Source organism: Komagataeibacter xylinus, from assembly GCF_031081985.1.
Lineage (GTDB): Bacteria > Pseudomonadota > Alphaproteobacteria > Acetobacterales > Acetobacteraceae > Komagataeibacter > Komagataeibacter xylinus_E.
Genome location: NZ_JARWSK010000012.1, coordinates 1 through 24,412 on the forward strand (window position 1 = coordinate 1; position 24,412 = coordinate 24,412).

At 60.1% G+C, this 24,412-nt stretch carries 26 protein-coding genes and 1 pseudogene; 5 read left to right on the plus strand and 22 right to left on the minus strand.

Annotated features, from left to right (window positions below; translation table 11 throughout):
• Positions 1-164 precede the first annotated feature (164 nt).
• The 6 genes from QEG70_RS16620 to QEG70_RS16645 form a co-directional block, all read right to left on the minus strand.
• A complete protein-coding gene (locus tag QEG70_RS16620; RefSeq protein ID WP_010517100.1) occupies positions 165-353 on the minus strand; it encodes a PIN domain-containing protein in 189 nt (62 codons plus the stop codon).
• 3 nt (positions 354-356) lie between these two features.
• Positions 357-611 carry a ribbon-helix-helix domain-containing protein gene (locus QEG70_RS16625; protein WP_061275762.1) on the minus strand — a complete coding sequence of 85 codons (255 nt, stop codon included), beginning with the start codon at positions 609-611 and terminating at the stop codon, positions 357-359.
• Positions 612-656: 45 nt separating this feature from the next.
• Positions 657-1,292 (minus strand): tyrosine-type recombinase/integrase, encoded by a 636-nt coding sequence (locus QEG70_RS16630; protein WP_308721632.1) that lies wholly within the window; start codon positions 1,290-1,292, stop codon positions 657-659.
• Positions 1,289-1,609, minus strand: a complete 321-nt coding sequence (locus QEG70_RS16635) for a WGR domain-containing protein (RefSeq protein ID WP_034931158.1) — start codon at positions 1,607-1,609, stop codon at positions 1,289-1,291. The genes QEG70_RS16630 and QEG70_RS16635 overlap by 4 nt, the downstream gene beginning before the upstream one ends.
• A gap of 292 nt (positions 1,610-1,901) precedes the next feature.
• Positions 1,902-2,522 carry an NIPSNAP family protein gene (locus QEG70_RS16640; protein ID WP_039733240.1) on the minus strand — a complete coding sequence of 207 codons (621 nt, stop codon included), beginning with the start codon at positions 2,520-2,522 and terminating at the stop codon, positions 1,902-1,904.
• Entirely contained in the window at positions 2,519-2,863 is a 345-nt protein-coding gene (locus tag QEG70_RS16645) for a YciI family protein (RefSeq protein ID WP_171789708.1), read from the minus strand. The genes QEG70_RS16640 and QEG70_RS16645 overlap by 4 nt, the downstream gene beginning before the upstream one ends.
• Before the next feature lie 116 nt (positions 2,864-2,979).
• On the opposite strand from QEG70_RS16645, the gene QEG70_RS16650 reads away from it, so the two are divergent.
• The gene (locus QEG70_RS16650; protein ID WP_082084838.1) at positions 2,980-3,876 is read left to right on the plus strand and encodes a LysR family transcriptional regulator; all 897 of its coding nucleotides are present in this window, start codon (positions 2,980-2,982) and stop codon (positions 3,874-3,876) included.
• 175 nt (positions 3,877-4,051) lie between these two features.
• Here the strand turns inward: QEG70_RS16650 and fghA are convergent, their stop codons facing one another.
• From fghA to QEG70_RS16690, 8 genes are all read right to left on the minus strand, one after another.
• On the minus strand, positions 4,052-4,879 hold the full coding sequence (fghA, locus tag QEG70_RS16655; RefSeq protein ID WP_039733239.1) for an S-formylglutathione hydrolase: 828 nt from the start codon (positions 4,877-4,879) through the stop codon (positions 4,052-4,054).
• Between the two features lie 24 nt (positions 4,880-4,903).
• Positions 4,904-5,305: a VOC family protein gene (locus QEG70_RS16660; RefSeq protein WP_039733238.1), complete on the minus strand. Its 402-nt coding sequence runs from the start codon at positions 5,303-5,305 to the stop codon at positions 4,904-4,906.
• A 59-nt stretch (positions 5,306-5,364) separates the two neighbouring features.
• A complete protein-coding gene (locus QEG70_RS16665; protein WP_308721633.1) occupies positions 5,365-6,474 on the minus strand; it encodes an S-(hydroxymethyl)glutathione dehydrogenase/class III alcohol dehydrogenase in 1,110 nt (369 codons plus the stop codon).
• A gap of 41 nt (positions 6,475-6,515) precedes the next feature.
• Entirely contained in the window at positions 6,516-6,791 is a 276-nt protein-coding gene (gene frmR, locus QEG70_RS16670; RefSeq protein ID WP_025829448.1) for a formaldehyde-responsive transcriptional repressor FrmR, read from the minus strand.
• Positions 6,792-7,333: 542 nt separating this feature from the next.
• The gene (locus tag QEG70_RS16675; protein WP_146220231.1) at positions 7,334-7,957 is read right to left on the minus strand and encodes a peptidase associated/transthyretin-like domain-containing protein; all 624 of its coding nucleotides are present in this window, start codon (positions 7,955-7,957) and stop codon (positions 7,334-7,336) included.
• Complete coding sequence (locus QEG70_RS16680) at positions 7,944-16,886, minus strand: two-partner secretion domain-containing protein (protein WP_110570052.1); 8,943 nt, start codon at positions 16,884-16,886, stop codon at positions 7,944-7,946. Before QEG70_RS16680 ends, QEG70_RS16675 begins: the two co-directional genes overlap by 14 nt.
• Positions 16,883-18,619 carry a ShlB/FhaC/HecB family hemolysin secretion/activation protein gene (locus QEG70_RS16685; protein WP_110570058.1) on the minus strand — a complete coding sequence of 579 codons (1,737 nt, stop codon included), beginning with the start codon at positions 18,617-18,619 and terminating at the stop codon, positions 16,883-16,885. The genes QEG70_RS16680 and QEG70_RS16685 overlap by 4 nt, the downstream gene beginning before the upstream one ends.
• Positions 18,620-18,648: 29 nt before the next feature.
• Complete coding sequence (locus tag QEG70_RS16690) at positions 18,649-19,296, minus strand: invasion associated locus B family protein (RefSeq protein WP_112209866.1); 648 nt, start codon at positions 19,294-19,296, stop codon at positions 18,649-18,651.
• Between the two features lie 388 nt (positions 19,297-19,684).
• Here QEG70_RS16690 and QEG70_RS16695 point away from each other — a divergent pair, with 388 nt between their 5' ends.
• The 4 genes from QEG70_RS16695 (at position 19,685) to QEG70_RS16710 (ending at position 21,337) form a co-directional block, all read left to right on the plus strand.
• Positions 19,685-19,930, plus strand: coding sequence for a type II toxin-antitoxin system Phd/YefM family antitoxin (locus tag QEG70_RS16695; protein WP_087609099.1), 246 nt, complete (start codon positions 19,685-19,687; stop codon positions 19,928-19,930).
• Positions 19,927-20,313, plus strand: coding sequence for a type II toxin-antitoxin system VapC family toxin (locus QEG70_RS16700; protein WP_110570054.1), 387 nt, complete (start codon positions 19,927-19,929; stop codon positions 20,311-20,313). The genes QEG70_RS16695 and QEG70_RS16700 overlap by 4 nt, the downstream gene beginning before the upstream one ends.
• A 341-nt stretch (positions 20,314-20,654) precedes the next feature.
• Positions 20,655-20,930, plus strand: a complete 276-nt coding sequence (locus QEG70_RS16705) for a hypothetical protein (protein ID WP_110570055.1) — start codon at positions 20,655-20,657, stop codon at positions 20,928-20,930.
• Positions 20,931-20,941: 11 nt separating this feature from the next.
• Positions 20,942-21,337, plus strand: a complete 396-nt coding sequence (locus QEG70_RS16710; protein WP_235720939.1) for an RrF2 family transcriptional regulator — start codon at positions 20,942-20,944, stop codon at positions 21,335-21,337.
• An 8-nt stretch (positions 21,338-21,345) separates the two neighbouring features.
• Here QEG70_RS16710 and QEG70_RS16715 read toward each other — a convergent pair whose 3' ends face one another.
• The 8 genes and pseudogenes from QEG70_RS16715 to QEG70_RS16745 form a co-directional block, all read right to left on the minus strand.
• The gene (locus QEG70_RS16715) at positions 21,346-22,014 is read right to left on the minus strand and encodes a DUF6118 family protein (RefSeq protein WP_110570059.1); all 669 of its coding nucleotides are present in this window, start codon (positions 22,012-22,014) and stop codon (positions 21,346-21,348) included.
• Positions 22,015-22,306: 292 nt separating this feature from the next.
• On the minus strand, positions 22,307-22,699 hold the full coding sequence (vapC, locus tag QEG70_RS16720; RefSeq protein ID WP_007396299.1) for a type II toxin-antitoxin system VapC family toxin: 393 nt from the start codon (positions 22,697-22,699) through the stop codon (positions 22,307-22,309).
• The gene (locus QEG70_RS16725; protein ID WP_010512461.1) at positions 22,696-22,890 is read right to left on the minus strand and encodes a type II toxin-antitoxin system VapB family antitoxin; all 195 of its coding nucleotides are present in this window, start codon (positions 22,888-22,890) and stop codon (positions 22,696-22,698) included. The genes vapC and QEG70_RS16725 overlap by 4 nt, the downstream gene beginning before the upstream one ends.
• A 64-nt stretch (positions 22,891-22,954) precedes the next feature.
• Entirely contained in the window at positions 22,955-23,377 is a 423-nt protein-coding gene (locus QEG70_RS16730) for a type II toxin-antitoxin system VapC family toxin (RefSeq protein ID WP_110531928.1), read from the minus strand.
• Entirely contained in the window at positions 23,374-23,625 is a 252-nt protein-coding gene (locus QEG70_RS16735) for a FitA-like ribbon-helix-helix domain-containing protein (protein ID WP_025439953.1), read from the minus strand. Before QEG70_RS16735 ends, QEG70_RS16730 begins: the two co-directional genes overlap by 4 nt.
• An 85-nt stretch (positions 23,626-23,710) precedes the next feature.
• On the minus strand, positions 23,711-23,890 hold the full coding sequence (locus tag QEG70_RS16740) for a toxin-antitoxin system HicB family antitoxin (protein ID WP_242448110.1): 180 nt from the start codon (positions 23,888-23,890) through the stop codon (positions 23,711-23,713).
• 30 nt (positions 23,891-23,920) lie between these two features.
• Positions 23,921-23,974: pseudogene (locus QEG70_RS17005) on the minus strand (toxin-antitoxin system HicB family antitoxin); the annotation flags it as partial.
• A complete protein-coding gene (locus QEG70_RS16745) occupies positions 23,971-24,393 on the minus strand; it encodes a putative toxin-antitoxin system toxin component, PIN family (protein ID WP_010517487.1) in 423 nt (140 codons plus the stop codon). The gene QEG70_RS16745 and the pseudogene QEG70_RS17005, both read right to left, overlap by 4 nt.
• Positions 24,394-24,412 lie beyond the last annotated feature (19 nt).

Sequence of the window (24,412 nt, forward strand, 5' to 3'; positions counted from 1 at the left end):
GCATGAGAGCATGAGAGCATGAGAGCATGAGAGCATGAGAGCATGAGAGCATGAGAGCATGAGAGCATGAGAGCATGCTGACATCATATTTGCTCTATATACAATAGCCTAATAATGTTCTGGCTGATCTGCAATGAGAGCTGTCAAGTCCCGACCTTCATTGATCAGAGGGCAGGCGGCAGATGAGCGAGGATCTTGAGATACCGGGTCACGTGCCGCAGTTCGTCTAGCTGCTCGGTCGAAGTCAGTAACTCGCATTGTCCTGCCTGCCATAGCCCGAGCAGATACGCTGGCAGGGATTTTTCAAAAAGCAGGGCACTGATGAGAAGATTGGTCTTGGTGGCCAGACGCACGCTTTAGCTGGACTTGTCTGTTGCCAGCGTGGCGGTCACGGCCTCACCGATTAGGTCCTCCAGCGCGTCCGGCTCCATATCTGCGAACCCACTCCGGGCTTCCGCCATCGTCCTGTCGAACACATGCCAGCGCACCGCCTCCTCGATGAAGCGCGACAGGTCGCCTTTCTTCATGCCATGCTGCGCCAGGAAACCACGTACGGCGATATCGGTTTCGCGGGAGACCGAAACCGTCCAGCGGACCATATCAGTCGACATGTCGGTGCTTATACGCTTGTTGTGATTTCCCTTTCGCAAAATGCATTACCCCCACATTTTCCGTGCGATATCCTGCTCCTCGGCGCCGACGGCATCGGCGTAGATGGCGGTGGTGGAGAGCTGGGCGTGGCCGAGCCATTTCTGCACCATGTTGAGGGGGATGCCGCTGGAGACGGCGGCGACGCCGAAGGCATGGCGCAGGCCCTTGGGGGACGCGGCCGGGCCGGACAGGCCGGCGGCGGCCATGACCGCGTGCACCGCCCGCCAGCCGGTCATGCGGGACCAGGGCCACAGCCGGACAGCCGCTCCACGCCCTCGCCGGCGCTGGGCCTCGCGGATGCCATGCACCAGGTCCAGGGCCTCGAGCAGGGACGGGGGCACCGGCACGGCGCGATAGATCCCGTCCTGGCGCTTCTTGAGCGTGGCGAACACCAGCACGCCGCCGGCCAGGTCCACCCGGTCCGCCGTGAGGGCAAGGGCCTCGGACAGGCGGCAGCCCGACCAGGCCAGGGTCATGCACAGCGTGCGGGCCTCGCGCGGCGCCTGCTCGGCCGCGCGCAGGAACCGCGCCCGCTCGGCAACCGTGAGGTATTTGCGGCTCCCGTCGCGGTCGAACAGCTGCATCCCGCCGGGGGCGCCGGCCGGGATCGCCCGCTGTCCCGGTTTTCGGGGGCCGCTCATCCGGCCGCCCTGTCGCGGTAGCCCCGCCGGCGCTTGGCCCGGAGCTGGCGGGCGAGGGCGTCGCGCGCCTGCCCGGCATCATGATGCAGTTCGCAGACCTGCCGGCCGGCCGTCCCGATCCGCCCCCACTGCCGCACCAGGGCGGTGCCGCCAAACAGGTCGGGCTGCAGCGACAGATGGTAGAAGCGCCAGCAGTTGGCGGCCGGGTCCACGCGCACCAGCGCCGCCGTTTCGGGAAACAGCGACAGCTGGCAAGGCGGCCGGACAGGGGCCTTCGGGGCAGGTCTGGGCATGATGTCCTGAAAAGTGTAACACATATCCCCCGCCCAGGACAGGAAAACCGCTGCAATCGCGGGACAGGCCGGCCGGTTTCAGGCCCGACCTGTTACACTATTGCCCATAGTGTACCCTCCCAAACCCTCCCTGCGGGAGGCTTCGGTAACGTACACCCATATAGTGTATCATATCATGGGCCTGCTGCCCCTTGCGACGTTATCACTCTCAATCCAACAGAGCCGACAACTTTGGGAGGGGTAACAGAATGTCGGTTATCAAGCGACAAGGCTGGCAAAGCAGTCATTCATGGGAACATTTGTGAGCTTTTCGTCGTCACCGTAATGGCGAGAAAGTTTCCGGTAAGCAAAGGCAGGACTGGGCATGAATAATTTGCTCAGGCCCTCCTTTTGGCGGCCAAAGTCCGTCCACGTAATGTTGCTGACGCAGAATATTGCGTTGTTCAAAGCTGTCGAAGGCCCAGATATGGCAGATGCGTGACGCACCATCCAGCGCGAACATGTTGGTGATCAGGTGGCGGGTATAGGCTTGTGCAGGCTTCAGAGCACTCTGCCACGCTTTCAGGGTCGGTTCCAACCCTCCAGCTTTTAAACTGTAAGTTCGGATTTCATAGAGTCCACCACATTCACCAAACTCCGGGGGTTTAAGAAACGGAAAGCCTTCAAACGCCTCAGCTTCTATTAAAACGTCGTTCATCTTGATACCGAAGGGCGTTCTGGACTCCAGTGTTCTGTGCCGCGCCTTAAGCAAGGCATCCTGACAGGAAAAGGAACGCAGCAGGAGTAGCGTTCCAAGTTCACCGATCTCCGTTCGCCATACCCCTGTGAGGCTTCCCGCAACAGGATTCAGGGTATCCGAGAACCGTGCTTTCAGGAGACGGGAGAGGGCTGGCACTCCCAAAACATCCGTCCGAAAGCGAATCATTTCATAGATCATGAGTGTTCTTCGGATGGGAATAGAGATTGCAGTTCCACGGGCGGTTTGCCGGTCGATAGGTTGGACAGGCAACCGAACAGCGGATCCCACTCTTCAATTCGAAGATCACAGATCAAACCTTCCGGCGAGAACGGATCCCGAGCCACCATCGCTTCAATCTCCTGCCGATTGGCACCTTTCATGATCAGAAAACCTGACCGCAATGGGGTGCCTTTCAGCGGACCAGAAGCCAGAAGACTACCTTCCTGAATGAGGCGCTTGAGATACAGCACATGCGCCACGACATGCTGCCCCCACCCGTCGCCGTCCGGATGATCCATTCGCACAAGATAAATAGGCATTCTAAAGAGCTCCATCGGAGAAGATGCTTGCCGATCAATCAGCAGGCTCAACATATTCCTCTTTTTTAAGAGATAAATTGTCGATAGAAGATGTCAGTCACAACTGAGGATGATGAATGCTTGATCGTTTGACCAGTATGAAGGTTTTCATCAAGGTTGTGGAACTGGGGTCTTTTGCCGCGGCCGCTCAGCGTCTGACCTTATCGCCGCAGATGGTGGCCAAACATATAGAGGCTCTGGAGCGTCATCTTGGCACGCGCCTGCTCCATCGGACGACACGTCGTCAGAGCCTCACAGAAATAGGGAGTCTTTACTGCGAGCAATGTCATCTCGTCCTGAAGGCTGTCGAGCGTGCTGATAATCTTGCCGCCAACACGCTGGGCGAACCACGTGGTACACTTGCTGTCAGCGTACCAGTTACCTTCGGGCGGACCATGTTCCCCATGTTTCTACATAATTTTCGGAAGAAATTCCCGAAGGTACGATTACAAGTATCCCTTACGGATCAACTGGTTCATCCGACGCTGGATGGCCATGAAGCTGTCATTCGTATTGGCGAGCCAGATCCCGATCTTACGGTCGTCAGTCGCCCTCTGGCCTCATATTCCCTCACGGTCTGCGCAGCGCCTGCCTATCTCGAAAAATTTGGCGCTCCGGACAGTCCTGAGGAACTCGCCCGGCATCAGTGTCTTGTCTACGAAAACTCTGCAAATTCTGTACGAACAGCATGGCACTTTATACGAAAGACCTGCACACGATCTGTCATGGTTTCTGGCACTGTGACGTCCAACGACTGGGGCTTTCTATTGGCCCTCACCTTGTCAGGAGAGGGCATAGTATTGGGTTCTGAACAGGCCTTGAAGCCCGAACTTGATTCTGGCCGCCTTGTCCGCATTCTATCCCAGTGGAGAGTTCCTGGTCGCCCGATGCATCTGCTTTACAATGCCGGCCCTGCTATGACCCCAAAACTGCGGAGTTTCGTTATCGAAGTTCAAAACGCCTTTCCGCCATGACATCTGAGATATCCTACGATGCTCCGGCGCGTCGAAAGGTCCATGCTCTTCGACGGTACGCTCAAGCCCACACGGCAAGCTGCCAGCTGATTTCACAGTTTGAAAGATGCCCCTAACAGATTTCATCTCCACTCAAAGCCAGAAAATTCCGGATCCCAAAAGACAGACAATCTATTCATCGTAGTTTACTCACGAAATATCTGAGATGATCTGCAATAAAACTGGCTACAAAATAATAGCTGTGATCGTAATCAGGACGAAGATTCAGGATGAGTTCCTGCCCTGCATTCTGTGCGGCTTCCTGGAACAGTTCTGGCCTGAGCTGTTCTTTCAGAAACTGGTCCGCCAGACCCTGATCTATCAGAACAGGCAGTCTTTCCTTCGCTGTCCGCACAAGTTCAAGCGGGTCATAGGCTGCCCAACTGGCACGATCCGGCCCCAGATAAGCACTGAATGCTTTTTCACCCCATGGTACCTGCGTTGGTGCCACAATGGGTGAAAAGGCTGACACAGAACGATAGCGGCCAGGATTACGCAGCGCGATCATGATGGCGCCAAATCCACCCATCGAATGTCCCGCAATGCCTCGCTGCTGCGTAACCGGAAAGCTCGCCTCAATCAGCGCAGGAAGTTCCGTGACGACGTAATCATACATCCGATAATGCACAGCCCACGGCTCCTGCGTCGCATTGAGGTAAAATCCGGCACCCTGTCCAAGATCGTACGCATCGTCATCAGCCACACCCACGCCCCGTGGACTGGTATCCGACGCGACAATGGCGATGCCCAGTTCTGCGGCCACGCGTTGCGCGCCAGCCTTGCCAATGAAATTCTGCTCCGTACATGTCAGACCGGAGAGCCAGTAAAGAACGGGAACCTTTTCAGTTTTTGCCTGCGGCGGCAGGTAGATCGCGAAGTTTGCTTCCACACCCAACGACACGGACTTGTGTCGCCAGACTTCCTGCACGCCCCCAAAAGAGGCGTGTGTTTCCTTGCGTTCCATGGCTCTCACTGCCTTTTGCGCATGTCAGTTACCGTCCGTGAAGGTATAAGTGCAGATCTTGTTCCCTGCCGGATCCCGGAGATAGGCAGCGTAAGCGCCCGGTAAGTGGCTTCGCGGACCGGGTGCGCCTTCATCGGCTCCCCCATTGGCAAGACCTGCGGCATGAAAAGCCTCCACTTCGGCGGGTGTCGCTGCTGCAAAACCGATGGTGACACCGTTGCTTGAGGGCGCTTCACCGTTGCCTGGACGTGCAATGATGAAGGCTGGCTTTTCGCGGCCATACAGAATCCACCCATGCCCGAACGGCCCCAGGTTTTTTATGCCCAGAGCCGCAAGCGCGGCGTCATAGAATTTCGCGGATACCGCAGTATCCACTGCCCCAAGAAAAACATGAGAGAAAACACCGTCACCGGAAATAACTGCCATGATCGTTCTCCTGTAATTTCCAACCATTGGAAATGATGTTGCGCGGTGAGACGCAGACCTTAGAAATGAATGACGGAACGGATGGATTTTCCTTCATGCATCAGATCGAAGGCCGTATTGATGTCTTCGAGCGGCATGGTGTGGGTTACGAAAGGCGCAAGTTCGATATCGCCACGCATGGCATCTTCGACCATGTCGGGAAGCTGGCTGCGTCCCTTGACCCCACCGAAAGCCGAGCCGCGCCACGAACGCCCCGTCACAAGCTGGAAGGGACGGGTCGAAATTTCCTGACCGGCCCCTGCCACCCCGATGACGATCGACTGCCCCCACCCACGATGCGCGGCTTCTAACGCCGCGCGCATGACGTTGACGTTTCCGATACATTCAAATGTATGATCAATACCCCAGCCGGTCATTTCCACAAGAACCTGCTGAATCGGTTTGTCATAATCCTTGGGGTTGAGGAATTCCGTGGCGCCGAATGCTTTGGCAAGTTCAAACTTTTCCGGGTTGGTATCAATAGCGAAAATCCGGCCAGCCTTTGCCTGTCGCGCTCCCTGAATGACCGCGAGACCGATCCCGCCCAGACCGAAGACGGCAACCGTATCTCCCGGCTGCACCTTGGCCGTGTTGTGTACCGCACCAATCCCTGTGGTGACGCCACATCCCAACAGACAGACATGCTCTGGATTGGATGCGGGATTGATTTTTGCCAGAGAAACCTCGGCGACAACCGTGTATTCGCTGAACGTCGAACACCCCATGTAATGATGGATCGGCTGACCTTTGTAGGAGAAGCGTGTCGTGCCATCCGGCATCACGCCTTTACCCTGTGTGGCGCGCACTGAAATGCAGAGATTGGTTTTTCCCGACTTACAGAACAGACATTCACCGCATTCCGCCGTGTAAAGCGGAATGACATGGTCGCCGGGGGCAACGCTGGTGACCCCTTCTCCGACCTCGATGACAATTCCCGCGCCTTCGTGACCCAAAACGGCTGGGAACAGTCCCTCGGGATCATCCCCTGACAGGGTAAACGCATCAGTGTGGCACACACCCGTATGCGTGATCTGCACGAGCACCTCACCAGCACGAGGAGGCGCTACATCGATCTCGACAATCTCAAGGGGCTTACCCGCCTCGAAAGCAACTGCGGCCCGTGATTTCATGATTTTTTCTCCAAATAACCTATCAGCCAGCATCGAGGGCATTACCGGAGATAGGATCGAACGAGTGACACCACATTCTCGATCGAACCACTGGCAGCATCACGATCACCGGCACACTCAACAAATTCTTCCCGCAGGTGGCTTTCGAGAACACCGGCCATTAATCCGTTGATCGCTCCCCGGATAGCCGCCACCTGTTGCAGCACCGGACCGCAATCAGTTCCCTTCTCCAAAGCCTGTTCCAGCGCATCAAGTTGCCCGCGAATACGGCGCACGCGGGTCAGAACGCGCTTTTTCTCAGCCGGTGTGTGCGGCACGAACGCTTACTCCCGAATATACTACCCTTGAGTATCCTTTTCATACTATGGGGCAGTATGTAAGGGATATAAGGAACGTGCTTGTCATATGATCCGATCACAATTCCGTATTGCTGAAATTTTCACCATAACGTCCATGGGTTGCCTGTCTGTGTCTTGGGATCATTCAATAGGTGCAATCAGTGAGATCCAGACAATCTCTGCAACGAGGCTTTGAAGCGCTGATGTCCGCTATTTGGCAAACAACCTTGTGGTCCAAACGACCGAGATGAGGCGTAAGCTGCCATCCTACTTTTGATAAATGTCATTATCAGAGGTAGCGATGCGCGACGGATTTCTACGTCAAACCTGCCGATCAAAGAAATGGTCCATACACTACAAAGAGGACACTTCCGGTAGAGCTGCTCCTTCTTTCACATCAAACGCCCAAACACGAAATTCCTGACAGGTCCGTTTTACGCCACTCGGGAGGACCTTACTCCATCGCCATGTAACTTACATACCTCGGTCTCCGCCAATCCCGGTGCGATTCAATTCATAAATCAAGGCGTACATTGATTTTTATTCAATACCCCAAACCAAGAAACGAATGGAACTGTCTGCCCATCAATGGTTGTTATTTTTTGCACGGTAACTGCCACAGCATTGTCTTCTTTGGTTGCATTATATCCAGCCACTATATACCAGTTTCCTGCAGGAAGATTATTAAAATTAAAATGCCCTCTCGATGGGCAAGTATTAGGGCCATCTGCAGGGCACGAAATATGAGGAATAAATGGCATAACCGAAGATTCAACCCATCGGGGATCATTCAATGTATGATAGCTATGCAACAAGTAGTAATGTTTCATTTTTTCTGAAAGATTATACATATAATCATTTTCGGGAAGAAGGTCTATTGTAAAATTTCGAGAAGGGTTATCGTGATATGAACTTTCTATTGGATAAGAATCATATGTTCCATTAGGAACTTGATAGTTATGATATTTTTCAAAATATCCTCCACTAACACATCCTTTAATAGAAGCACTCCCTTTTTTCTTTGCCCATGATACTTCATTTATATTTAATGGTATTTTTGGTGGCGTAGGCTGCACACAACCAAAAAGAAGAAGCGACGAAGATATTGCAAAAAACAATCCTTTAACATTGTTATTTTTTGTCATTTTCTATCCTTTCTTGATCTGTCAAATTTTTATTGCTTGGCATTGCCTTTACCGCATTTGACTCGTTGTACGCAGCCTTGACCGACTTTTCGAAACTATTCGTTAGGGACAAAATCTCGCCCGCTTCATTCGTATCAAAATCATTACTGATCGCATGGTTTGCAGTTGATGGATCACGGGACACGACACCTGACGTAGATCCGGAATTAATTGTGATATTTGACCCAATAGAAGAGAGGCTGTTCGATGAAGTCATACCAATTACTGGTGCCGCAAATCCGCTTACATTAGCTCCTCCATCAAAAGTTTTTCTTTTTGTATTTTCTATTCCTTGATCCGGTCCTGTATTCCCTCCACTCCCCAGATTACCGTATGAGATACTGGCAGATGCGCCGGCATATTCTGATTTATTCTGTTCATCATTCGCCGTCAGGCTACCCGTTGTAACCATGTTGCCGGATGCCGCCGTGCTTTCCATGACGCCGGCATTGAGGGTCGTGCTGCTGGCAACATCGACATCAAGGCCGCCCTGACCTGCATAAAGCCCGGAAAGGCCACTGGCTTCCGTCGAGGCGTAAGTGTCAGACAGAACCCCTGCCGAGGCATTGACCGAAAAACCCATCTCCCCGCCCGTGCCATAGACGGGAACGGCAAAGCTGAAGCCTGCGCTCTCATTCGTGCTGAGATAGCTTGCCGTATTCTGTGCCGAGGTAATATTCAGGTTACCCGCCGCCACATCTACGGAACCACCGGATACCCTGGCCCCGTCCAGCGTGGTCGTCCCCGCCCCATTATCGATGCTCACATTCTGCGCACCCGTGACCGTCGTATCTACCTGTGTCGTGCTTTGTGAATTCGTGTGGGAATGGGAGGCACTGAGTTGCCCCGTAACACTGACCCCCCACTGCAGATTGGCGTTCAGCGAGGCCGTCGCGCCGACAAAAGCGGACAGGGCCGTCTGGCTGGTAGTCGTATGCGTGGTGTCCTGTCCCGACTGGAGCTGGATATTGCCCGGCGCCGCCAGCGTGACACTCTCACCTGACAGGCTCGCGGCCGTGGCGATGATATCCCCGGCATTGCTGTCTGTCGCAGGCTGCGCCCCGGTCGCAGTCATGGTCAGTCCATCGCCAGCTTCTGCTTCAGATCCCTTTGCCGTGGTCGAAATAGTTTCGGATGTCTTGCTGTCATGCTCGAATCCGACTTCCGCCTGTACTCCTACCAATTCTATGTTGGATTTCGTTACGTCTGATGTTGTCGCGGCCAGCTTGGTATCCACGAGCGTGGCCACAGTCTTCCCGATACTGACGCCGCTCTCCGCAGTTGACAGGGCATCCAGTGACTGGGTCGCCATGTCCTTGTCGCTGGCAGTCTGGGCCGCCGACAGGGCCAGATTGGCGGCCTGTCCGACAAGGGAGGTATCCGACAGTCCGACCTGCACGCCAATGAACTTGAAATCGCTGGTCTGCTTCGTGCTGGATACATCAGACAGTGCGTTGAGCAGGACAGAGGATCCGGTTACGTTCAGATCCTTCGCGGCAACAAGATCAGAAGCGTTGATGACTACTGGGCCGCCGCCGGTAGCAGACAGGGTGCCCCCAGTCGCCACAATCATGCTCGGAGTCCAGGTCGTGCTGCTGTCACTGACGCTTTCTTTGGAAGATCCGAACCCAACCCTAGCCTTGGCACCGTCAGTATCAAAATAAAATCCTTTACTTTCCTTATCGTAATATGACTGCGCCGTGCTCTGGAGCGCATTCTCCGTAAGACTGCCACCTGCCTGAAGCGTGACATTGCCGCCGCCTGCGACAGTGCCCGCCACGGACATGTCCTTGCCCGAGACCATGGTGACATTGCCATTGGCCGCCACCGTGCTGCCGACCTGGTCGGTGGAACTCTCGCTCGAGGTCGTGGTGGTCCTGTTCAGGAAGCCGTGCTCGACGGTGCGGGTATAGGAGGACTGGCTGTCGGTGACCGCGTTGAGGTTCACGTTGCCCGTCGCCATCAGCGTGGCCGACTTCCCGGCCGCGACCGTGGCGCCCGCCAGGGTGAGGTCGCCGCCGAGGGCGGCCGCCGTCAGGTTCCCGCCCGTGCTGACCGACGCCCCAAAATTCTCCGTCTCGGCCGCGCGGTGGCTGTAATCATGCTGCTCGATGTCCTGCGACGCGCTCGCCGCAACCGAACCCAGCGTGATCCCCTGCCCTGCCACAAGCGTGGTATCGCCCAGCGCGCTGAGCGACCCGCCATCAAACGTGATGTCCTTCGCCGCATGGATCTGCGCATCGCCCCCCGAGGTGATGGTGCCCTGCGCGCCCAGTGACTGCGCCTTCCCGCCATCGACCATGAAGGTATTGAGCTGGTCCTCGTTGACGACCGAGCCGTTCAGCGCCGCCAGCGCCACGCTGCCGCCCGACAGCGTCCCGCCGGCATTGACGATATCCCCGCTGGTCGCGGTCAGCGACAGCGCGTTGCTGGCGTTGATCGTGCCGGTATTGTTGATGCTCGAGCCGGTCAGCGACACGTTGGTCGCCGAGATCTCCGCCCCGTCCGTAAGCGTCGCCTGGCCTGGGGCCAGATACAGCTTCGGCGCCAGCACACTGCGCCCGTCCACCGTCTCGGGCACATACCAGACAATGTTCTGCGTCAGCGCCGCCTGCTGGCTGGCCGTCAGCGCTGCGCCAAAGGTCAGGTCAAGCGCATTGGATTCCGAGACCGCGTTGTTGAGCAGCAGTTCCATCTGCTCGTTGGCCGTCTCGTAGCTGCTGCCAAGGAAGGTCTGGCCCGTCGACGCCACGATCTGCTGCTGGATGAACTCCGTATCGAAATACGAATCCCCCAGGAACTCGTAATCCGCCGTGTTGTCGCCCAGCCGGTTGACCAGGTATTGCGAGCCATAGAAGCCGCTGAAGGTCGCGTATTTCGGGTTGGTCTCGATCAGGTAATGCGCGCTGGGGTCCGGATCGGCGATGAACAGCGCGCTGCCGCCCGGAATGGCCGAGATCACCGTCGGGATGGTCGGGTCGCTGCTGGTGGCAAATCCCGGCAGCGTCATCGCGGCTTCCTGGGCCGTCGCCGACGCCTTCACCTGCGCGGTCTCGACCCCCTGATAGGCCAGGGTGCCGCCCGTGGTGGCGGGCGCCGCCGCACTGCTCCGCGTGCCGGCCGCCCCCGCGACCCCGGTGCTGACATCCGCCAGGGCCGCCGTCGCCCCGCCGTTCAGCGCGGCGTCAGCCGCAACCCCGGACGCAGACGAAGCGGCAGCCACCGGAGACAGGCCGCCCGGCGTCTCGCCGGTATAGCTGGTATATTCACTGGAACTCGCGTTGGCGATTTCCGTCTGGTTGTTGATCGTGCCCGTGAAGGTGCCCGTGATATTGTCTTTTGCAACGATGGTGCCGGTCGGGCCGTAATAGGTCTCGCTCGAACCCCATTTTTCCTTGGGCTGCGGAGCGGCCGTCCAGTAATGGCCGACCGTAATGAGGCCAAACTTCTTCTTGTGCCTTACGGCCGACGTCGACCCGCCCTTGAAGGCCGGGTCGGACTGACTGGTCCAGCTACAGCCGTAGAAGGCCTTGCAGGTTACATAGAAAGCATGCTGGACGGCGTAGCCGATATTGTCGAGGCTGCCCCCGCTGAGATTGATGTCGCGCCCCGCCGCGATATGGCTGGCATCGTTGATGATGCCACCTGTGGTTGTAATATCCACATCACGCCCGGCCGAGATCAGGGAGGCGGCGTTGTTGAGCGTGGCACGACCACCATCTTCCTGCACATAGATCGTGCCGCCCTGGGAATGACCGACAAGCTGGCCCGTGCCCTGTGCGCCGGTCACGGTATCCAGCAGGCCTGCCGGCACGGGAATATCGACATTGCTGCCGCCCGCGTAACTATGGCTCCACAGGACGGCATTGGCGACGACCGTCACCCCGCCCAGGACATCATTGGTGACCGTGCCAGCGTTGATCAGGACATCCCCGCTGGCGCTGTCAGCCACGATCTCGCCGGAGCGGTTGAACACGGCGGTGGCCGCCCCGCTGGCGCCATTGCCGATCCCGATCGACCCGTTATCCGAAAGGATGGCCCCAAGCTGGTTGGTCAGGGTGCCGGGCAGGTCCAGGGCCACACCGGCCACACCATCAATGAGGCCGGTATTGGTGATCGCCCCGCCCGAGGAGACGTCCAGGACGCCGCCTTCGGCCATCAGGGCGCCGTTATTGGTGACCGATGCCGCCGTGATGGTGACGTTGCCCCCGGCCAGCACGCCGCCACCGGCCTCGGCCGTGTAGTCGCCCCCGACCCGCAGCAGCGTGTCGCCCCCGGACTGGAACAGCATGCCACTGTCGAGGTCCCCCGTGAGCGTCACGGCCAGCGTGTTCCCTGCGACCAGCTGCGCAGCACCACCGAGCGAGGTCGTATCAAGCGATAGATTGCCCGCCGCCTGCACCACGCCGTCCGTATCGCTGAACCCGGTCATCGCGCTGCCGCCAGCATTTGCAAGCGACAGGGTATTCTGGCCGGAGCGTTCGATCACGCTGCCGCCGTCATTGTCCAGCCCGTTCGCCACCAGGGTCAGGTTGCCCCATGACTGCAGCGTGCCGCCCGCGTTATTGATGCTGGCGGCCGCCTGCGTGCCGCCGGCGGAGAGCAGCAGGCTGCCATCGGCCGCGTTGACCAGGCCGCCCGACCCGTTGGTCAGGCTGTCGGCAACCAGCGTGATATCCTGGCCCGCCTGCAGCGCGCCACCGTCATTGGCAAGCTGCGCCATCGCGCCGCCGCCTGCATTGCGGACATCCAGCGTGCCGCCGGTGCTGACGATCCGGCCGGCGCTGGTGTTATCGAGCGCCGCCGCCGCCAGCGCGACATTGCCCGCGCCCTGGATCGCACCGCCTTCATTGCCCACTGCGCCGGTCGTGGTGACGCTCACGGCGCCCGCACCCGAGATGACCGCGCCGGATGTGTTGGTCAGGCTGGCCCCCGAAAGGGCGACCGCGCCATTGCCCCCGATCCGTCCATCGGTATCGTCGATCGCGCCGCCACTCTTCAGGGTCACGCCCTGCGTGCCGTAGACCAGGCCGGAATTCGACACGGAGCCGGACAGGGTCGCGTTCATCTGGTCGGACGCCACCAGCGTCCCGGTATTGGCAAGGGAGGCCGCGTTGAGGTCCACCAGGCCAGCCAGCGCACCGATCTCGCCGCTATTGGTCACGCCCTGCGCCGCAAGGGTGACATCGCCCTGCGAGACGAGCGTGCCGCCATTGGCCAGGGCCACCTGCGTCGTGACGTCGAGGGTGGCGCCACGGCCTTCGGCCTCGATCCGCCCGGCATTGGACAGGCCATCACCGCTGCCCGTTCCGGTCAGGACGAGGGAGAGCACGCCGTTTTCGGTCGCCATCAACCCGCTGGAAGCGGTCGTCAGGCCAGCGGCCGTAAGGCCCAGCCCCTGCCCGCCCACCAGCGTGCCCGCAACAGCCATGTCGCCCGCCGCCACCACGGACAGGCCCTGACCGGCACTCATGACGCCCGTGGCATCATCGGACCAGGTCCCCGTCACCAGCGACAGGTTCCCGGCCGCCTTGACCGCGCCACCGGCGTTCGAGAAAGCCAGGGCGGATGCGGGCGCGCTGTCGGCATCCAGCGCGATGTTGCCATCGAGTGCGAGGATGCGGCCATTGTCATTGCCGATCGTGCCGGCCGCGATCGAGACACTCCCGGCCGCCTGGATGATGCCGCCCGACGTGTTGTCCAGTGTCGCCATCAATGTGGCGGGAGACCCTGCGGAGAGCGTGACGTTGCCGCCCACGCTGACCAGGGTGCCGGCGGTGTTGGCGAGGCTGGCCGCCGCAATGGTCAGGTTGCCACCCGCCTGCACCGCGCCGCCGCGGTTATCAAGGGCGGTCAGCGGCGTCGTGGCATCGCCATTGCGGATCCCGATGGCGCCTCCCGCGAGGATCGTGCCGGCTTCGTTATCGAGGCCTGTGGCGGAAAGCGCGAGGCTGGTCCCGGCCTGGATCGTACCATTGTCATTGGCGACCTGTGCCGCCGTCAGGGCCAGCGCGCCCGCAGCCCCCGTGCCGATGGTCCCGCCCTGATTGGACGTTGTGCCCCCTGACCCAAGCGTCAGTCCGGTCGCACCATACAGCGTGCCGGTATTGATCAGGTCATCCGTCGTGGACACGTCAAGCCCTGCCGCAGTCGCGATCAGGCCGCTATTGGTCAGACCTGCCGCCGAAAGCGCGCTACTACCGGCAAGTGAGGCGATCTCACCGCTATTGAGCAGGAGGCCGTCGGCGTCGACGCTCTGGTTCCCCTGCGAGATGATCGTACCCGTGTTGGCGAGCGACGTCGCATCAACCTTCAGGACACCGGCGACATCCGCGTCCTCGATGGCGCCAGCGTTGGACAGGGCGGGCGATGCCGCATTCCCATGGACGGCAATCATCGTGTCACCGGCGAGGGCGCCAATGGTGCCCTTCGCGCCATTGACCAGGCTGGCCGCCGAAAGGCTTAGCCCGTCACCCGCCGTAATCGCCCCTTCGTTATCGGCCGCCCCCGTGACCGACAGGTCAAGCGCGGTTCCTGCCTGAAGGGCAGCCGATGTGTCACTGGCATACTGGCCGGTCGCAAGCGTCAGCGCGCCACCCGCCTGGACCGCGCCATCCGTATTGGTGAACAGCCCCTGCCCCGACCCGTTATCGGTGATGGCAACAGAACCGGTTTTCCCGACCAGGCCACCGGATGTATTGTCAACGCTCACCGCGCTGATCGTGAGGTCATTGCTGGCCTCGACCAGGCCCGATGCGTTCGTCAGGTGGTCAAGGGCCGCACCCGTCGCATCGCGGGCAAGGGTGACGGATGTCCCGCCCAGCACTGTCCCGCCGGTATTGTCGAGCGCGGTCGTCACGATGGACATGAGGGCGGCTGCCTGCAGCCAGCCGTTATTATTGGCGACACTGGCGGCATCGATGTTCAGGCCACCATCCGTCGCGATGATTTTGCCCCCGGTATTGTCGAGGCTGGCGGCGGCAAGCTGCACCACGCCCGTATCACTGCCAAGCTGCCCGCCCCTGTTGGACAGGGCGCCACCCGCCGCAAGGCTCAGGCCGCCTGCCCCATATAATGTACCCGTATTGGTCACCGTACCGGCCGTGCGCACGCCAAGCGTGCCGGCGGCAAGGATGCTGTCACTGTTGGCCAGCGTGGCGGCGTCGATCGTCAGGCTGCCCGATGCCGACTGGGATTTTATGACCCCCGTATTGGCCAGGCCACCAGTCCCCGCCGCGTTGAGGGTAAGGTTGCCCGCGGTTGCAAGCAGCAGGGCGGATGCTCCGTTGGCGATGTGGTCCGCCGTCACGGTCACGCCCGTGCCGCCACCCAGCGTGCCTTCGTTATCGACCGCCCCCGTGGCGGTGACGGCAAGGGCCTGCTGCGCCGTCAGCGAAGCCGTGGTGTCGGATGTATAGCTGGCCAGTGCAGCAGTCAGGCTGCCCCCGGCCTGGATGGCCCCGCCATTATTGGTGACGGCCTGCGCTGACAGCGTCATGTCACCCGACTGGTCGAGGATCTTCCCGCCCGTATTATCCAGCGCCCCCACGGCGGCAATCGAGGCCAGACCGGTCGTGCTCGATATCTGGCCACCGGCATTGGACAGCGTGCTGGCGCTGGCCAGCGTCAGCCCCGCCTGGGCTGCGATCGTGCCGGTATTGGCGAGCGACCCTGCCCGGGCGGACAGGGCGCCACCGGATGCGCCGATGCCGCCACTGTTATCGAGCGCACCGGTCGCAGAAAGCGACAGCGCGCCAGCCCCGGCCGTCACCGTCCCGCTATTGCCGATCGCAGCCGCCCGGGCGGCCAGGGTCGTACCGCCGCCAATGGTCCCGCTGTTATTCAGGGCGCCGCCTGCCGCCAGCTGCATCCCGCCACCTGACTGCAGCGTCCCGGCATTGCTGACCTGCCCGCCCACCTGCGCCTGCAGGTTGCCCGAAGCCGCCATGGAACCGTTGAGCACAAGGTCGCCGGCATCGGTCAGCGTCATGTCGCCTGCATTGGCCGCCATGGTGCCGTCAACCCGCACGCCGGCGCCGGCCTCGTTGACCACCATGTAGATCCGGTTGGCGTACATCCCGCCAAGGGCCGCCGTATCAATCGCGAATTCCGGTGCGGCCGTGCCGTCGGACGCCAGCGGATGGGCCGCGTTGGTGCCGTAATCGACCCGGTTGCGCCCGGCCACGATAGTGGCCGTCTCCGCATTGACCTGCGCCTTGAGCGTCACCGAGCGCGACAGGATGTCGAGCACCGGCACGGTGGTGAAGTCTCCGCCCTTCCCCTCGAAGGTGATGTTGCCGCCCCGGACGACGATATCCTTCAGGTTGCCGCTGGCATCCATCTCCGGCGTGCCGGTGGCAAGGGTCACATGGGCGGTGTTGATGAACCCGCATCCCGCACAGGTGATGCCGTTGGGGTTGGCCACCACCACCGAGGCCTGGTGCCCCGCCACTTCCGTATAGCCCAGCATCTGTGTCGGCAGGGTGCCGGTCACCTCGTTGAGGATCAGGCTGGCGGCATGGCCGTCAAGATTGGTGTTGCCATACACCACGCCCCCGATCTTCGTCTCGGTCGCCGTGGTGGCGTTGTTCAGGATCACACCGCTTTCGGGCACGCCATACTGGATGAAGTCATTATGCGACACGCCCGCCGCGTTGGGGGTGGCGATATTGACCTGGTCGATGCCGTTCTGGGTCTTGTCCAGCGTCGGCTCGGGGCCGCCGGCATGGGGATCGACCACGATCTGCGGCTCCGCCTGCTGGGCGGATGCGGCGGACACGGTCGAGGCCAGGAACAGGGAGACGGCGGCAAAGACATGCACGCAGCGCTGAAGACGTGACGGACCCGGAATGATATCGGGTGCGGCAACCCTGCGGGGCGTCTTCATCATATCTTCGCTCCAACCTGAAACAGCGGGATCAGCCCTTCCGAGGGAAGCGGGCCGGTATACATGGAATGGGTCAGGGAGACGTTCCAGAAGAACGGCCCCGTGGTCTTGCGCAGCCCCAGGCCACCGCCCGCCATCTCGCCGCCCTTCAGCGCAGGCGGCGTGGAGGAGGAGGCAAAACCCGCGCGCACGACGCCGACATCAAGGGCGGCGTAAAGCTGGGTGCCCTCGATGACCTGGTGGCAGATGAAGGCGAACTTCCCGCACTTCAGGCCCTTTGTGGGCAGCTGCCACGAGAAGTCGTTGCGCATGTAGCCGCCGTCATTGCCCAGCAGGACCTGCTCGAGGAAGCCGCGCACCGAATAGGGGCCACCCACCTGCAGTTCATTAGTGGGAAACTGGTCGCGCGTGCTGTATTCGCCGTGCAGCGTGGTATGCCACAGCACGCCGCGCGCAAGCGGCTTGTAGCCGTCAATGTCGAGCGAGGGCTTGAGGTAGGAGGAATGCGGGTCCTGCCAGCCTGGACGGATGAAGTTCGACCACGTGCCCGCGCCATCCACCGCGACCTTGAGGCCACCGGTGATGTACCACACCCCGCCCCAGCCCTTGAGCGATTCACTGACCTGCACGTTGACGAAGGCCTGCCGCGCCGTCTCGGTGTCGATCACCGTATGGTTGATCTCCGAGCCGAACGACTTGCGCTCGTAGCTGGCCTGGAAGGTGGTCACGCCGATACGGTTGCGCAGCAGCACGCGCGAGATGCCCAGCCGCCAGTCCCGTCGGCCGCCGCCAAGGTGGTAGATGTCGCTGAGTGTTGCGAGCGGATAGTCATCCTGCGAGCGCCACCACGACCCGAACACGGTCCAGTAGCCGAACGGGATCGACCCGTTGACCGACAGGTAGGACGTGCCGCGCTGCCCGGCATGGCCGACAAGCGAATGGTCGTATTCCACTGACCACAAATCCAGCAGCCCCAGCGGGTTTTCCGCCGTGAGCATGGCATGGCCCGTCTCCTGGCCGGTGATCTGCTGGCCGTAATTGTCGAACCAGACCTGGCCGTGCAGCACGCCCCGCTTGGGCGCAGTCACCACCACGGTGGACGCCCCCGCCCTGCCGCCGGGGGCGATGCGCATGCGCGCGCCCCAGTGGCTCAGCCGGTTCATGTCCTCGATCCCCTGTTCCAGGTCCCGCAGGTTGAGGATCTTCCCGTGCAGCCCGGGGAAGGCCATGACGGTCGCCAGCCGGGCCGGGCGGCCCTGTAACTGGATACCCGCCAGTTTCCCTTCGATCACCACGATCCGCAGGTGCCCGCTGGAAAGCTTCTGCTCGGGCAGGTAGGCCCGCGAGGTGATGAAACCCTGGCGGATATAGGCGGCATTGAGCGCGTTGATCAGTCCGTTGAGATCGCGCACCGACATGCAGGTGCCGACATGGGGACCGGTGATCGCATCGCTCAAAGCGCGCGACAGGTGCTGCGCACCTTCGACCGTGATGTCATGCACCGTAACACAGGTTTTTGATGCCTGTGGCAGGGCGGACGGCCTCTGGATCTGGATGTCGTTTGACGGTGGCGGCAGCGCGTCAAGCTGCTCCTGGTGCTGCTCGAAGCGCTGGAACTGGTCCTGCGACGAGCCCGGCCCCGCCGGCATCACGCCGCCGGGCAGGCCCGGCACCTGGGCCATTGCCACACCGGGCAGCGCCATCATGGCCGCCGCCGCCCCAACCTGCCAGCGCATCACGCGCATTCCGGACTATGCGGCCGGCTTCAGGCAGGCGCTTTCTGGCTGGACCAGGTCTCGATTGCGCCAAAGGCGTCGGAGAAATGGCTCATGTCATAATTGATCGTCACCGTGCCGCCGCCCTGCGCGGGCACGCGGCTGACGCGGATGTGGCCGGTCCTGCCCGCCTTCAGTGCCGTGATCATGGCGGGCGTCGCCTGCAGCGTCGACAGGCAACCCGATGCGTTGCACACCAGATAGGGCAGGCTGACCGGCTTGCCGTTATCCATCGACAGGGTGGCAGGCTTCGTGAGGTCGAAGCCCAGCGGGGTCATGATGCTCAGCTCGTAGGGGCGCGCGGTGATCGCCACCCTGTCGGTCGCGGCCCGGGCGACGATCACCATGCCCAGCGGCACGGCCTTGCCCTGCTGCTGCATGCTCAGCTGCTGGGCCGCCACGCACAGCGAAGCCGCGCGTGTCGCGGGCGCATAGGTGCAGTTGGCCTGCCAGGTGCCAAAAGCCTGCTGCGTGGTGATCGGCGAAGGCTGGGCCGGGGCCTGCGGAGAAGCAGAGGCCCCTTTTGCGGGCGATGGCGCGGCAGACGGGGCCGGGACCGCTGCCGTTCCCGCAGCATGGGATACGCCCGTCAGGGAAGCAGAAAAAAGAAAAGCACAAGCCACGGCCCTGAACTGCATCAGTAACCTCCCGAACGGTCAGCCTGACCGGCGATGACCGGTCGGTCCTGTATTGAATGGAACGTCGCCTTTAAAACGACATATTTCGTCATTCATGGATACAGTTTGACATGGAAGGCAGCAACAGAAGAATTCATTCAACTAGCGGTTGAATAACGGCATACCTCATACATTTTATGTGGAAATATCCTGATACAACCAACAAATATGCACTGTATTCGTCTATACAATACATAATGTATAATAGTTATTTATTTTTGGTCTGAAATTTTCATTTCCAAAGACAGTCATCGTGGCAGCCAGACCGCAGCGCAGCTGCTCTCCGCTTTTTCTTGCCGATCTGCCCAAAATAAACTAAGTTTGTATGACCAAGTCAATGAGGGATGCCATGCGTGTCGTCAATATCCATGAAGCCAAGACCCACCTGTCCCGGCTGATCGATGCCGCCACAAAGGGTGAAAGCTTCATCATCGCCAGGGCCGGCAAGCCGGTTGTGCGGGTCAGCCCTGTCTGTGCCCCTGAGGAACAGCACAGGCAGCGTCTGGGCTTTCTGACTGGCAAAATCCAAGTCCCGGACGATTTTGATCATATGGGACACGAAGAGATCGGCGTGCTGTTCGACGGGCAGGCATGAGGCTTCTGCTCGATACCCACCTGCTCCTGTGGGCAGCCGGAAACCCGGGGAAACTCTCCGCCGATGCCCGGACATTCATGGAAGACCCTCTGAACATCCTGATGTTTAGCGCCGCAAGCCTGTGGGAAGTCACGATCAAGGCCGGGCTTGGCCGGGCAGACTTCCAGGTTGATCCGCATCTGTTGCGTCGTGGCCTCATCGAGAACGGGTATGAAGACCTCCCCGTCACCAGTCAGCATGCCGTGGCAGTTGGACAGCTTCCCGATATTCATCGCGACCCTTTTGACCGTATCCTTGTCGCCCAGGCCACGGTCGAAGGGCTCCTCCTCCTGACCCATGATCCACTCGTGCAGTCCTATCCAGGCCCCATCAGGGCCGTCTAAAAAGAGCAGCAGCACTCTCTTCTCCTTTCCTGTGACCGCTACCGGGAGCCTGGGCGGGTGGTGCTGCCAGACAGCATGTGGTATTTTGAAAGAGGCGCGTAGAAACGCCTTTTCCAAAAGGGCGGCCTCCTTGTCGGGTGGCCTGCCCAATACAACACCCGGACTATGTCCAGCGGTGAACAGGGAGACCTGTCTGCCGTAGTGGAAATAGGCAGGGCGTGCTTTTGCCCTTTTGGAACACGTTTCTACCCGCCCGACGCCAGGGCGGGCAGGAGGCGTGTGCCTGATTGCCCGCTTTCCCGGCTGTCGTCACAGGACAGGCGTGAAAAAAGGACGGACAGATGGCAGGTTCAGGAATAAAGCAGGCCCGTGACCTTGAGATCATGGATACAGACGCCATGACGGTAGCCCTCCTGCGCGAATACGGACTACCTGGCGCCAGGGAACGGGCGCGCCATCACGTTGGCCGGTGTGTCGAGGCTGGCCTTGTGGATGACGCCGCCTTCTGGATGCGCGTCAGCAACCAGCTCGAAAACCTGGCCTCCTCGGACTATGGTCCCGGAAACCTTTTCACGCCTTCGGGGCAGATCAGCCCGACTGCCACGCGACTTGGCTGATGCACCTCACCTTGCGTACCGACTACGCCTTCCGCGTGCTGATCCATCTGGCCCGCCATGGACACACACAGAACCGCATAACGGTCCGGCACATCGCCGAGCGGCACAATATCTCCCATAACCATCTCGTGAAGGTCGTCAACGACTTGTGCCATCATGATCTCCTGGTGGGAACCCGGGGGCGGAATGGTGGCGTCAGCCTGGCCCGCTCCCCGAAAGACATCAATGTCGGGCATGTCATCCGCCTCATGGAAACCGAAGGTGAAGTCATGACCGGCTGTGCGCCGCTTCAGGGCAGACCCTGCATCCTGGCAGATGCCTGCCGTCTCCGTCACCTGACCAGACAGGCAACCGATGCTTTTATGGCCATCCTCGACGGCATGAGCGTGCATGATCTCCTGTCCTGACAGGACGCTTATGACCCATCCGGCCGGACGGTCAGGACACAGGACTGGTCCACCTTCGTCTCGTTGGCCGTTTTCTGGCAGCCAGCGATCCGGTCCCGACTGGCGTCCACAAGCCGGTTGGCCCGGACCATATGCCGCAGGCTTTCGGGATTGTCGGCCTCCATCATCAACGCACCAGATTCCCACCGATCCTGTCCGCCCACGATAAAGGAGGCCACCCGCGTCCCTAGTGACGATGGTAGGAGATAGGTCAAGGCAGGCGAGAACCCGATCCCGACAGCCAGACAGGCCAGCCCGACCTTCAGCACCCACCAGTTCTGACGGTCCTGGGTACGGGCCTGTCCGACAATGTCGGTCAGTTGCTGCCGCTCCACCTGAACCGCACGGATCGCGGTATGAAAGGCGGCCTGCATGTCCTGACAGACGGAAAGCCCTGCCTGTCGTACCCCCTGCCCATAGGCCTGCGGCGTCATCTTCAGCGTCGGACTGGCCTCGATCGCCTTCATGCGCGCGCCCACGTCGTTCAGGGCCTTGACCAGCCTGGCCAGGTCCGGCGTGTAGTCAGGCGGCCGGTTGTCCCGCCATGCCTGGGGCAGCGCTTCCACGCTGCGCCGGAGCACCGTCATTTCGGCGCACAGATCCTCAAAGGCGCGCGCGGCCGGATCCGTCTCGCTCATGATGGAAAGCCCCCTCATCCAGATTCAGTTTTCCGGCACGTCCAGACGATCATCATCCTGACCAGCCTCTTGCGTTCCGGCCCTTTCCTGCTTCCCGAAAAGCAGCCGCCTTCGCCCTTCTTCCATTGCCAGGAGCGTAAGCCTGTTTGGCCGACTGTCTGAAGCCGCGTTCTGAATAGTCCGTCGCAATCTTTCCGCATTACGCGGACTACTCAGAAGATGCGCTGTCTCCTGACAAACGGCTTGTTCTTCTTCCTGCACAACATCCCTCCCCCGGTAGCCTGCCCCCCGATCAGGCAGCCCGTTCCAGCCCCAGATGTGTCACAAACGGATCAAAGTCCCGGTCACTGTAAAGAAGCCGATACCCGCTTACGATGCATCGTGTGGCAATCAGGGTATCAATGGTCTTCCGGATGGTGATGCCTCTGCCGCGCAGGTCACGAAAATATCGTGCCGCCTCGATCATGACATCACGTCCCCCGATCTCCACCAGATCCAGGGCACCAAGCATCCGCCGTGCCGTGTTGAAATCCCGCTCACTCGCAAATCCCTGGAGAACTTCCGTCATCATCAGATCCCCAATGGCGACAGGTTCTTCTCCCAGAAGCCGGTCTAGAACATCAACCTGTGGCGTCACCGTACCCCGGAAAAAATCGATCCAGACCGAGGAATCCACCAGGATCATGCGTCGGAACGCATGGCATCAAGATCACCCTGCCAGTCGAGCTTCCCCCGCAAGGTACGGAGTTCCCGCTGCTGCTTCAGCCTGATCAGCGTCCGCAACCCGAGTTCGACCGCTTCCTTCTTGGTTTTGACACCAGACGCCTTCAGCGCATCTGTCATGAGGGCATCGTCAATGATGATGTTTGTTCGCATGATGTGTATCTCCAATAGAAATCATACACATTAAATCATCCGCTCTCAAGCATGCCGCAGGACATCAGGTATCCTCCCACGGATTGAGAACCCGCACACCAGCCGCCTCGAAAGGCGACACGTCGCGACTGGCCACGACATAACCACGGGATGCGGCAGTCGCGGCAATATAGCCATCTGCCTTGCCAATCGCCCGACCCTCTGACCTGGCCCGCACCATCAGTTCGGCATAGGCCTGGGACGCCGCCAGATCGAACGACAGGACACGCCCCGCGAACAAGGGCAATACCTCCTGTTCCAGCCGCTCATGCAGTACAGAACGCCGCCGACCGGTCGGCATCGCCCCGATCCCGAAACGCAGTTCCGCCACCGTGACGGCAGACAGGAAAAGCGTCTCGATCGCCTGTCCATCGATCCAGGCCAGAACACGCGGCTCCGGGACGGGCTTCCACGGCTCCGAGATCACATTGGTATCGAGCAGGATCATTCGAAGGACATCGGCTCGGCCGGGGTCTGATCGCGGGTCTGCAAGGCCGCAATATCCTGATCACACATACCGGCCTCCCGACCGATGGACGCCAGAAGCGATCCCAGCCGGACCCGCTGCGGCGGCCGGACGGCCGCTTCCAGAATGGTCCGGATCTCTGCTTCCGTACTGCGCCCATGCAGCATGGCCTGCGCCTTCAGCGCCCGATGCGTCTCTTCCGGAAGATTACGAATAACCACAGAAGACATGACAGGACTCCTCATTTCCTGGAATGATATCATAAATATCATTTCGATATCTTTCCAGAAAAACCCGACATCCCCTCATCCAGATTCAGTTTTCCGGCACGTCCAGACGATCATCGTCCCTGATCTGCCCCCTTGTTCCGATCCGCTCCAGAAGAGCTTTGGCACGAGCAGGCGTGGTCCGTGTCGCCCGTGCGGAAAAATACCGTTCCGCTTCTGCCTGCCCACCCAGCCGGGCCGCGACAGCCGTCGCAACAAAAAGGTTCATGCTGACACCTGAAAGCGCCGCCTGACGCGTTGCGGCTTCCCGCATATCTTCCGGAAGCCGAAGCTGGATTTTACTGCTACTCATCCTCTCATCCTTCGCAAAAGAACACCTGGCCGCACTGCTGGAATACCGAACCGTGATACAGCCCGCTGCATGTCTTTCAGATTGAACGTGGCGATCGCATCCGCATTTCCGTTGATCGCTGTCTCAACCACAAGTTCATCATCACCGTGCGCTCCTGTCGGTCGCCACCTGTAATCAAAAGAAACCGGCACGCAGCACCCTGCAAGTCCATCAAGAACCTCCAGAACTTCATCCCCCTGAACGCCCATTCGAAAAAGGTTTTCAGAACGACGCAACACCGCCTCGTATTCGACCAGGAGGGTCGTGGAGAGCAGCAGACTGAAATTCCTATCCAAGGCCCCCAGCAAAAGCTGCCGGGACGCTCCGTCCGGTGACATGAATCCCGAAAGAACAACATCCGTATCAAGAACAACGCGCATAGTGACATCATATATGACG

Excerpts from the sequence above, each read along its gene's own strand:
- QEG70_RS16625 (WP_061275762.1), bottom strand. The coding sequence starts at position 611 with ATGTCGACTGATATGGTCCGCTGGACGGTTTCGGTCTCCCGCGAAACC.
- QEG70_RS16630 (WP_308721632.1), bottom strand. The coding sequence starts at position 1,292 with ATGAGCGGCCCCCGAAAACCGGGACAGCGGGCGATCCCGGCCGGCGCC.
- QEG70_RS16635 (WP_034931158.1), bottom strand. The coding sequence starts at position 1,609 with ATGTGTTACACTTTTCAGGACATCATGCCCAGACCTGCCCCGAAGGCC.
- QEG70_RS16640 (WP_039733240.1), bottom strand. The coding sequence starts at position 2,522 with ATGATCTATGAAATGATTCGCTTTCGGACGGATGTTTTGGGAGTGCCA.
- QEG70_RS16645 (WP_171789708.1), bottom strand. The coding sequence starts at position 2,863 with ATGCCTATTTATCTTGTGCGAATGGATCATCCGGACGGCGACGGGTGG.
- QEG70_RS16650 (WP_082084838.1), top strand. The coding sequence starts at position 2,980 with ATGCTTGATCGTTTGACCAGTATGAAGGTTTTCATCAAGGTTGTGGAA.
- fghA (WP_039733239.1), bottom strand. The coding sequence starts at position 4,879 with ATGGAACGCAAGGAAACACACGCCTCTTTTGGGGGCGTGCAGGAAGTC.
- QEG70_RS16660 (WP_039733238.1), bottom strand. The coding sequence starts at position 5,305 with ATGGCAGTTATTTCCGGTGACGGTGTTTTCTCTCATGTTTTTCTTGGG.
- QEG70_RS16665 (WP_308721633.1), bottom strand. The coding sequence starts at position 6,474 with ATGAAATCACGGGCCGCAGTTGCTTTCGAGGCGGGTAAGCCCCTTGAG.
- QEG70_RS16675 (WP_146220231.1), bottom strand. The coding sequence starts at position 7,957 with ATGACAAAAAATAACAATGTTAAAGGATTGTTTTTTGCAATATCTTCG.
- QEG70_RS16680 (WP_110570052.1), bottom strand. The coding sequence starts at position 16,886 with ATGATGAAGACGCCCCGCAGGGTTGCCGCACCCGATATCATTCCGGGT.
- QEG70_RS16685 (WP_110570058.1), bottom strand. The coding sequence starts at position 18,619 with ATGCGCTGGCAGGTTGGGGCGGCGGCGGCCATGATGGCGCTGCCCGGT.
- QEG70_RS16690 (WP_112209866.1), bottom strand. The coding sequence starts at position 19,296 with ATGCAGTTCAGGGCCGTGGCTTGTGCTTTTCTTTTTTCTGCTTCCCTG.
- QEG70_RS16695 (WP_087609099.1), top strand. The coding sequence starts at position 19,685 with ATGCGTGTCGTCAATATCCATGAAGCCAAGACCCACCTGTCCCGGCTG.
- QEG70_RS16700 (WP_110570054.1), top strand. The coding sequence starts at position 19,927 with ATGAGGCTTCTGCTCGATACCCACCTGCTCCTGTGGGCAGCCGGAAAC.
- QEG70_RS16705 (WP_110570055.1), top strand. The coding sequence starts at position 20,655 with ATGGCAGGTTCAGGAATAAAGCAGGCCCGTGACCTTGAGATCATGGAT.
- QEG70_RS16715 (WP_110570059.1), bottom strand. The coding sequence starts at position 22,014 with ATGAGCGAGACGGATCCGGCCGCGCGCGCCTTTGAGGATCTGTGCGCC.
- vapC (WP_007396299.1), bottom strand. The coding sequence starts at position 22,699 with ATGATCCTGGTGGATTCCTCGGTCTGGATCGATTTTTTCCGGGGTACG.
- QEG70_RS16725 (WP_010512461.1), bottom strand. The coding sequence starts at position 22,890 with ATGCGAACAAACATCATCATTGACGATGCCCTCATGACAGATGCGCTG.
- QEG70_RS16730 (WP_110531928.1), bottom strand. The coding sequence starts at position 23,377 with ATGATCCTGCTCGATACCAATGTGATCTCGGAGCCGTGGAAGCCCGTC.
- QEG70_RS16735 (WP_025439953.1), bottom strand. The coding sequence starts at position 23,625 with ATGTCTTCTGTGGTTATTCGTAATCTTCCGGAAGAGACGCATCGGGCG.
- QEG70_RS16740 (WP_242448110.1), bottom strand. The coding sequence starts at position 23,890 with ATGAACCTTTTTGTTGCGACGGCTGTCGCGGCCCGGCTGGGTGGGCAG.
- QEG70_RS16745 (WP_010517487.1), bottom strand. The coding sequence starts at position 24,393 with ATGCGCGTTGTTCTTGATACGGATGTTGTTCTTTCGGGATTCATGTCA.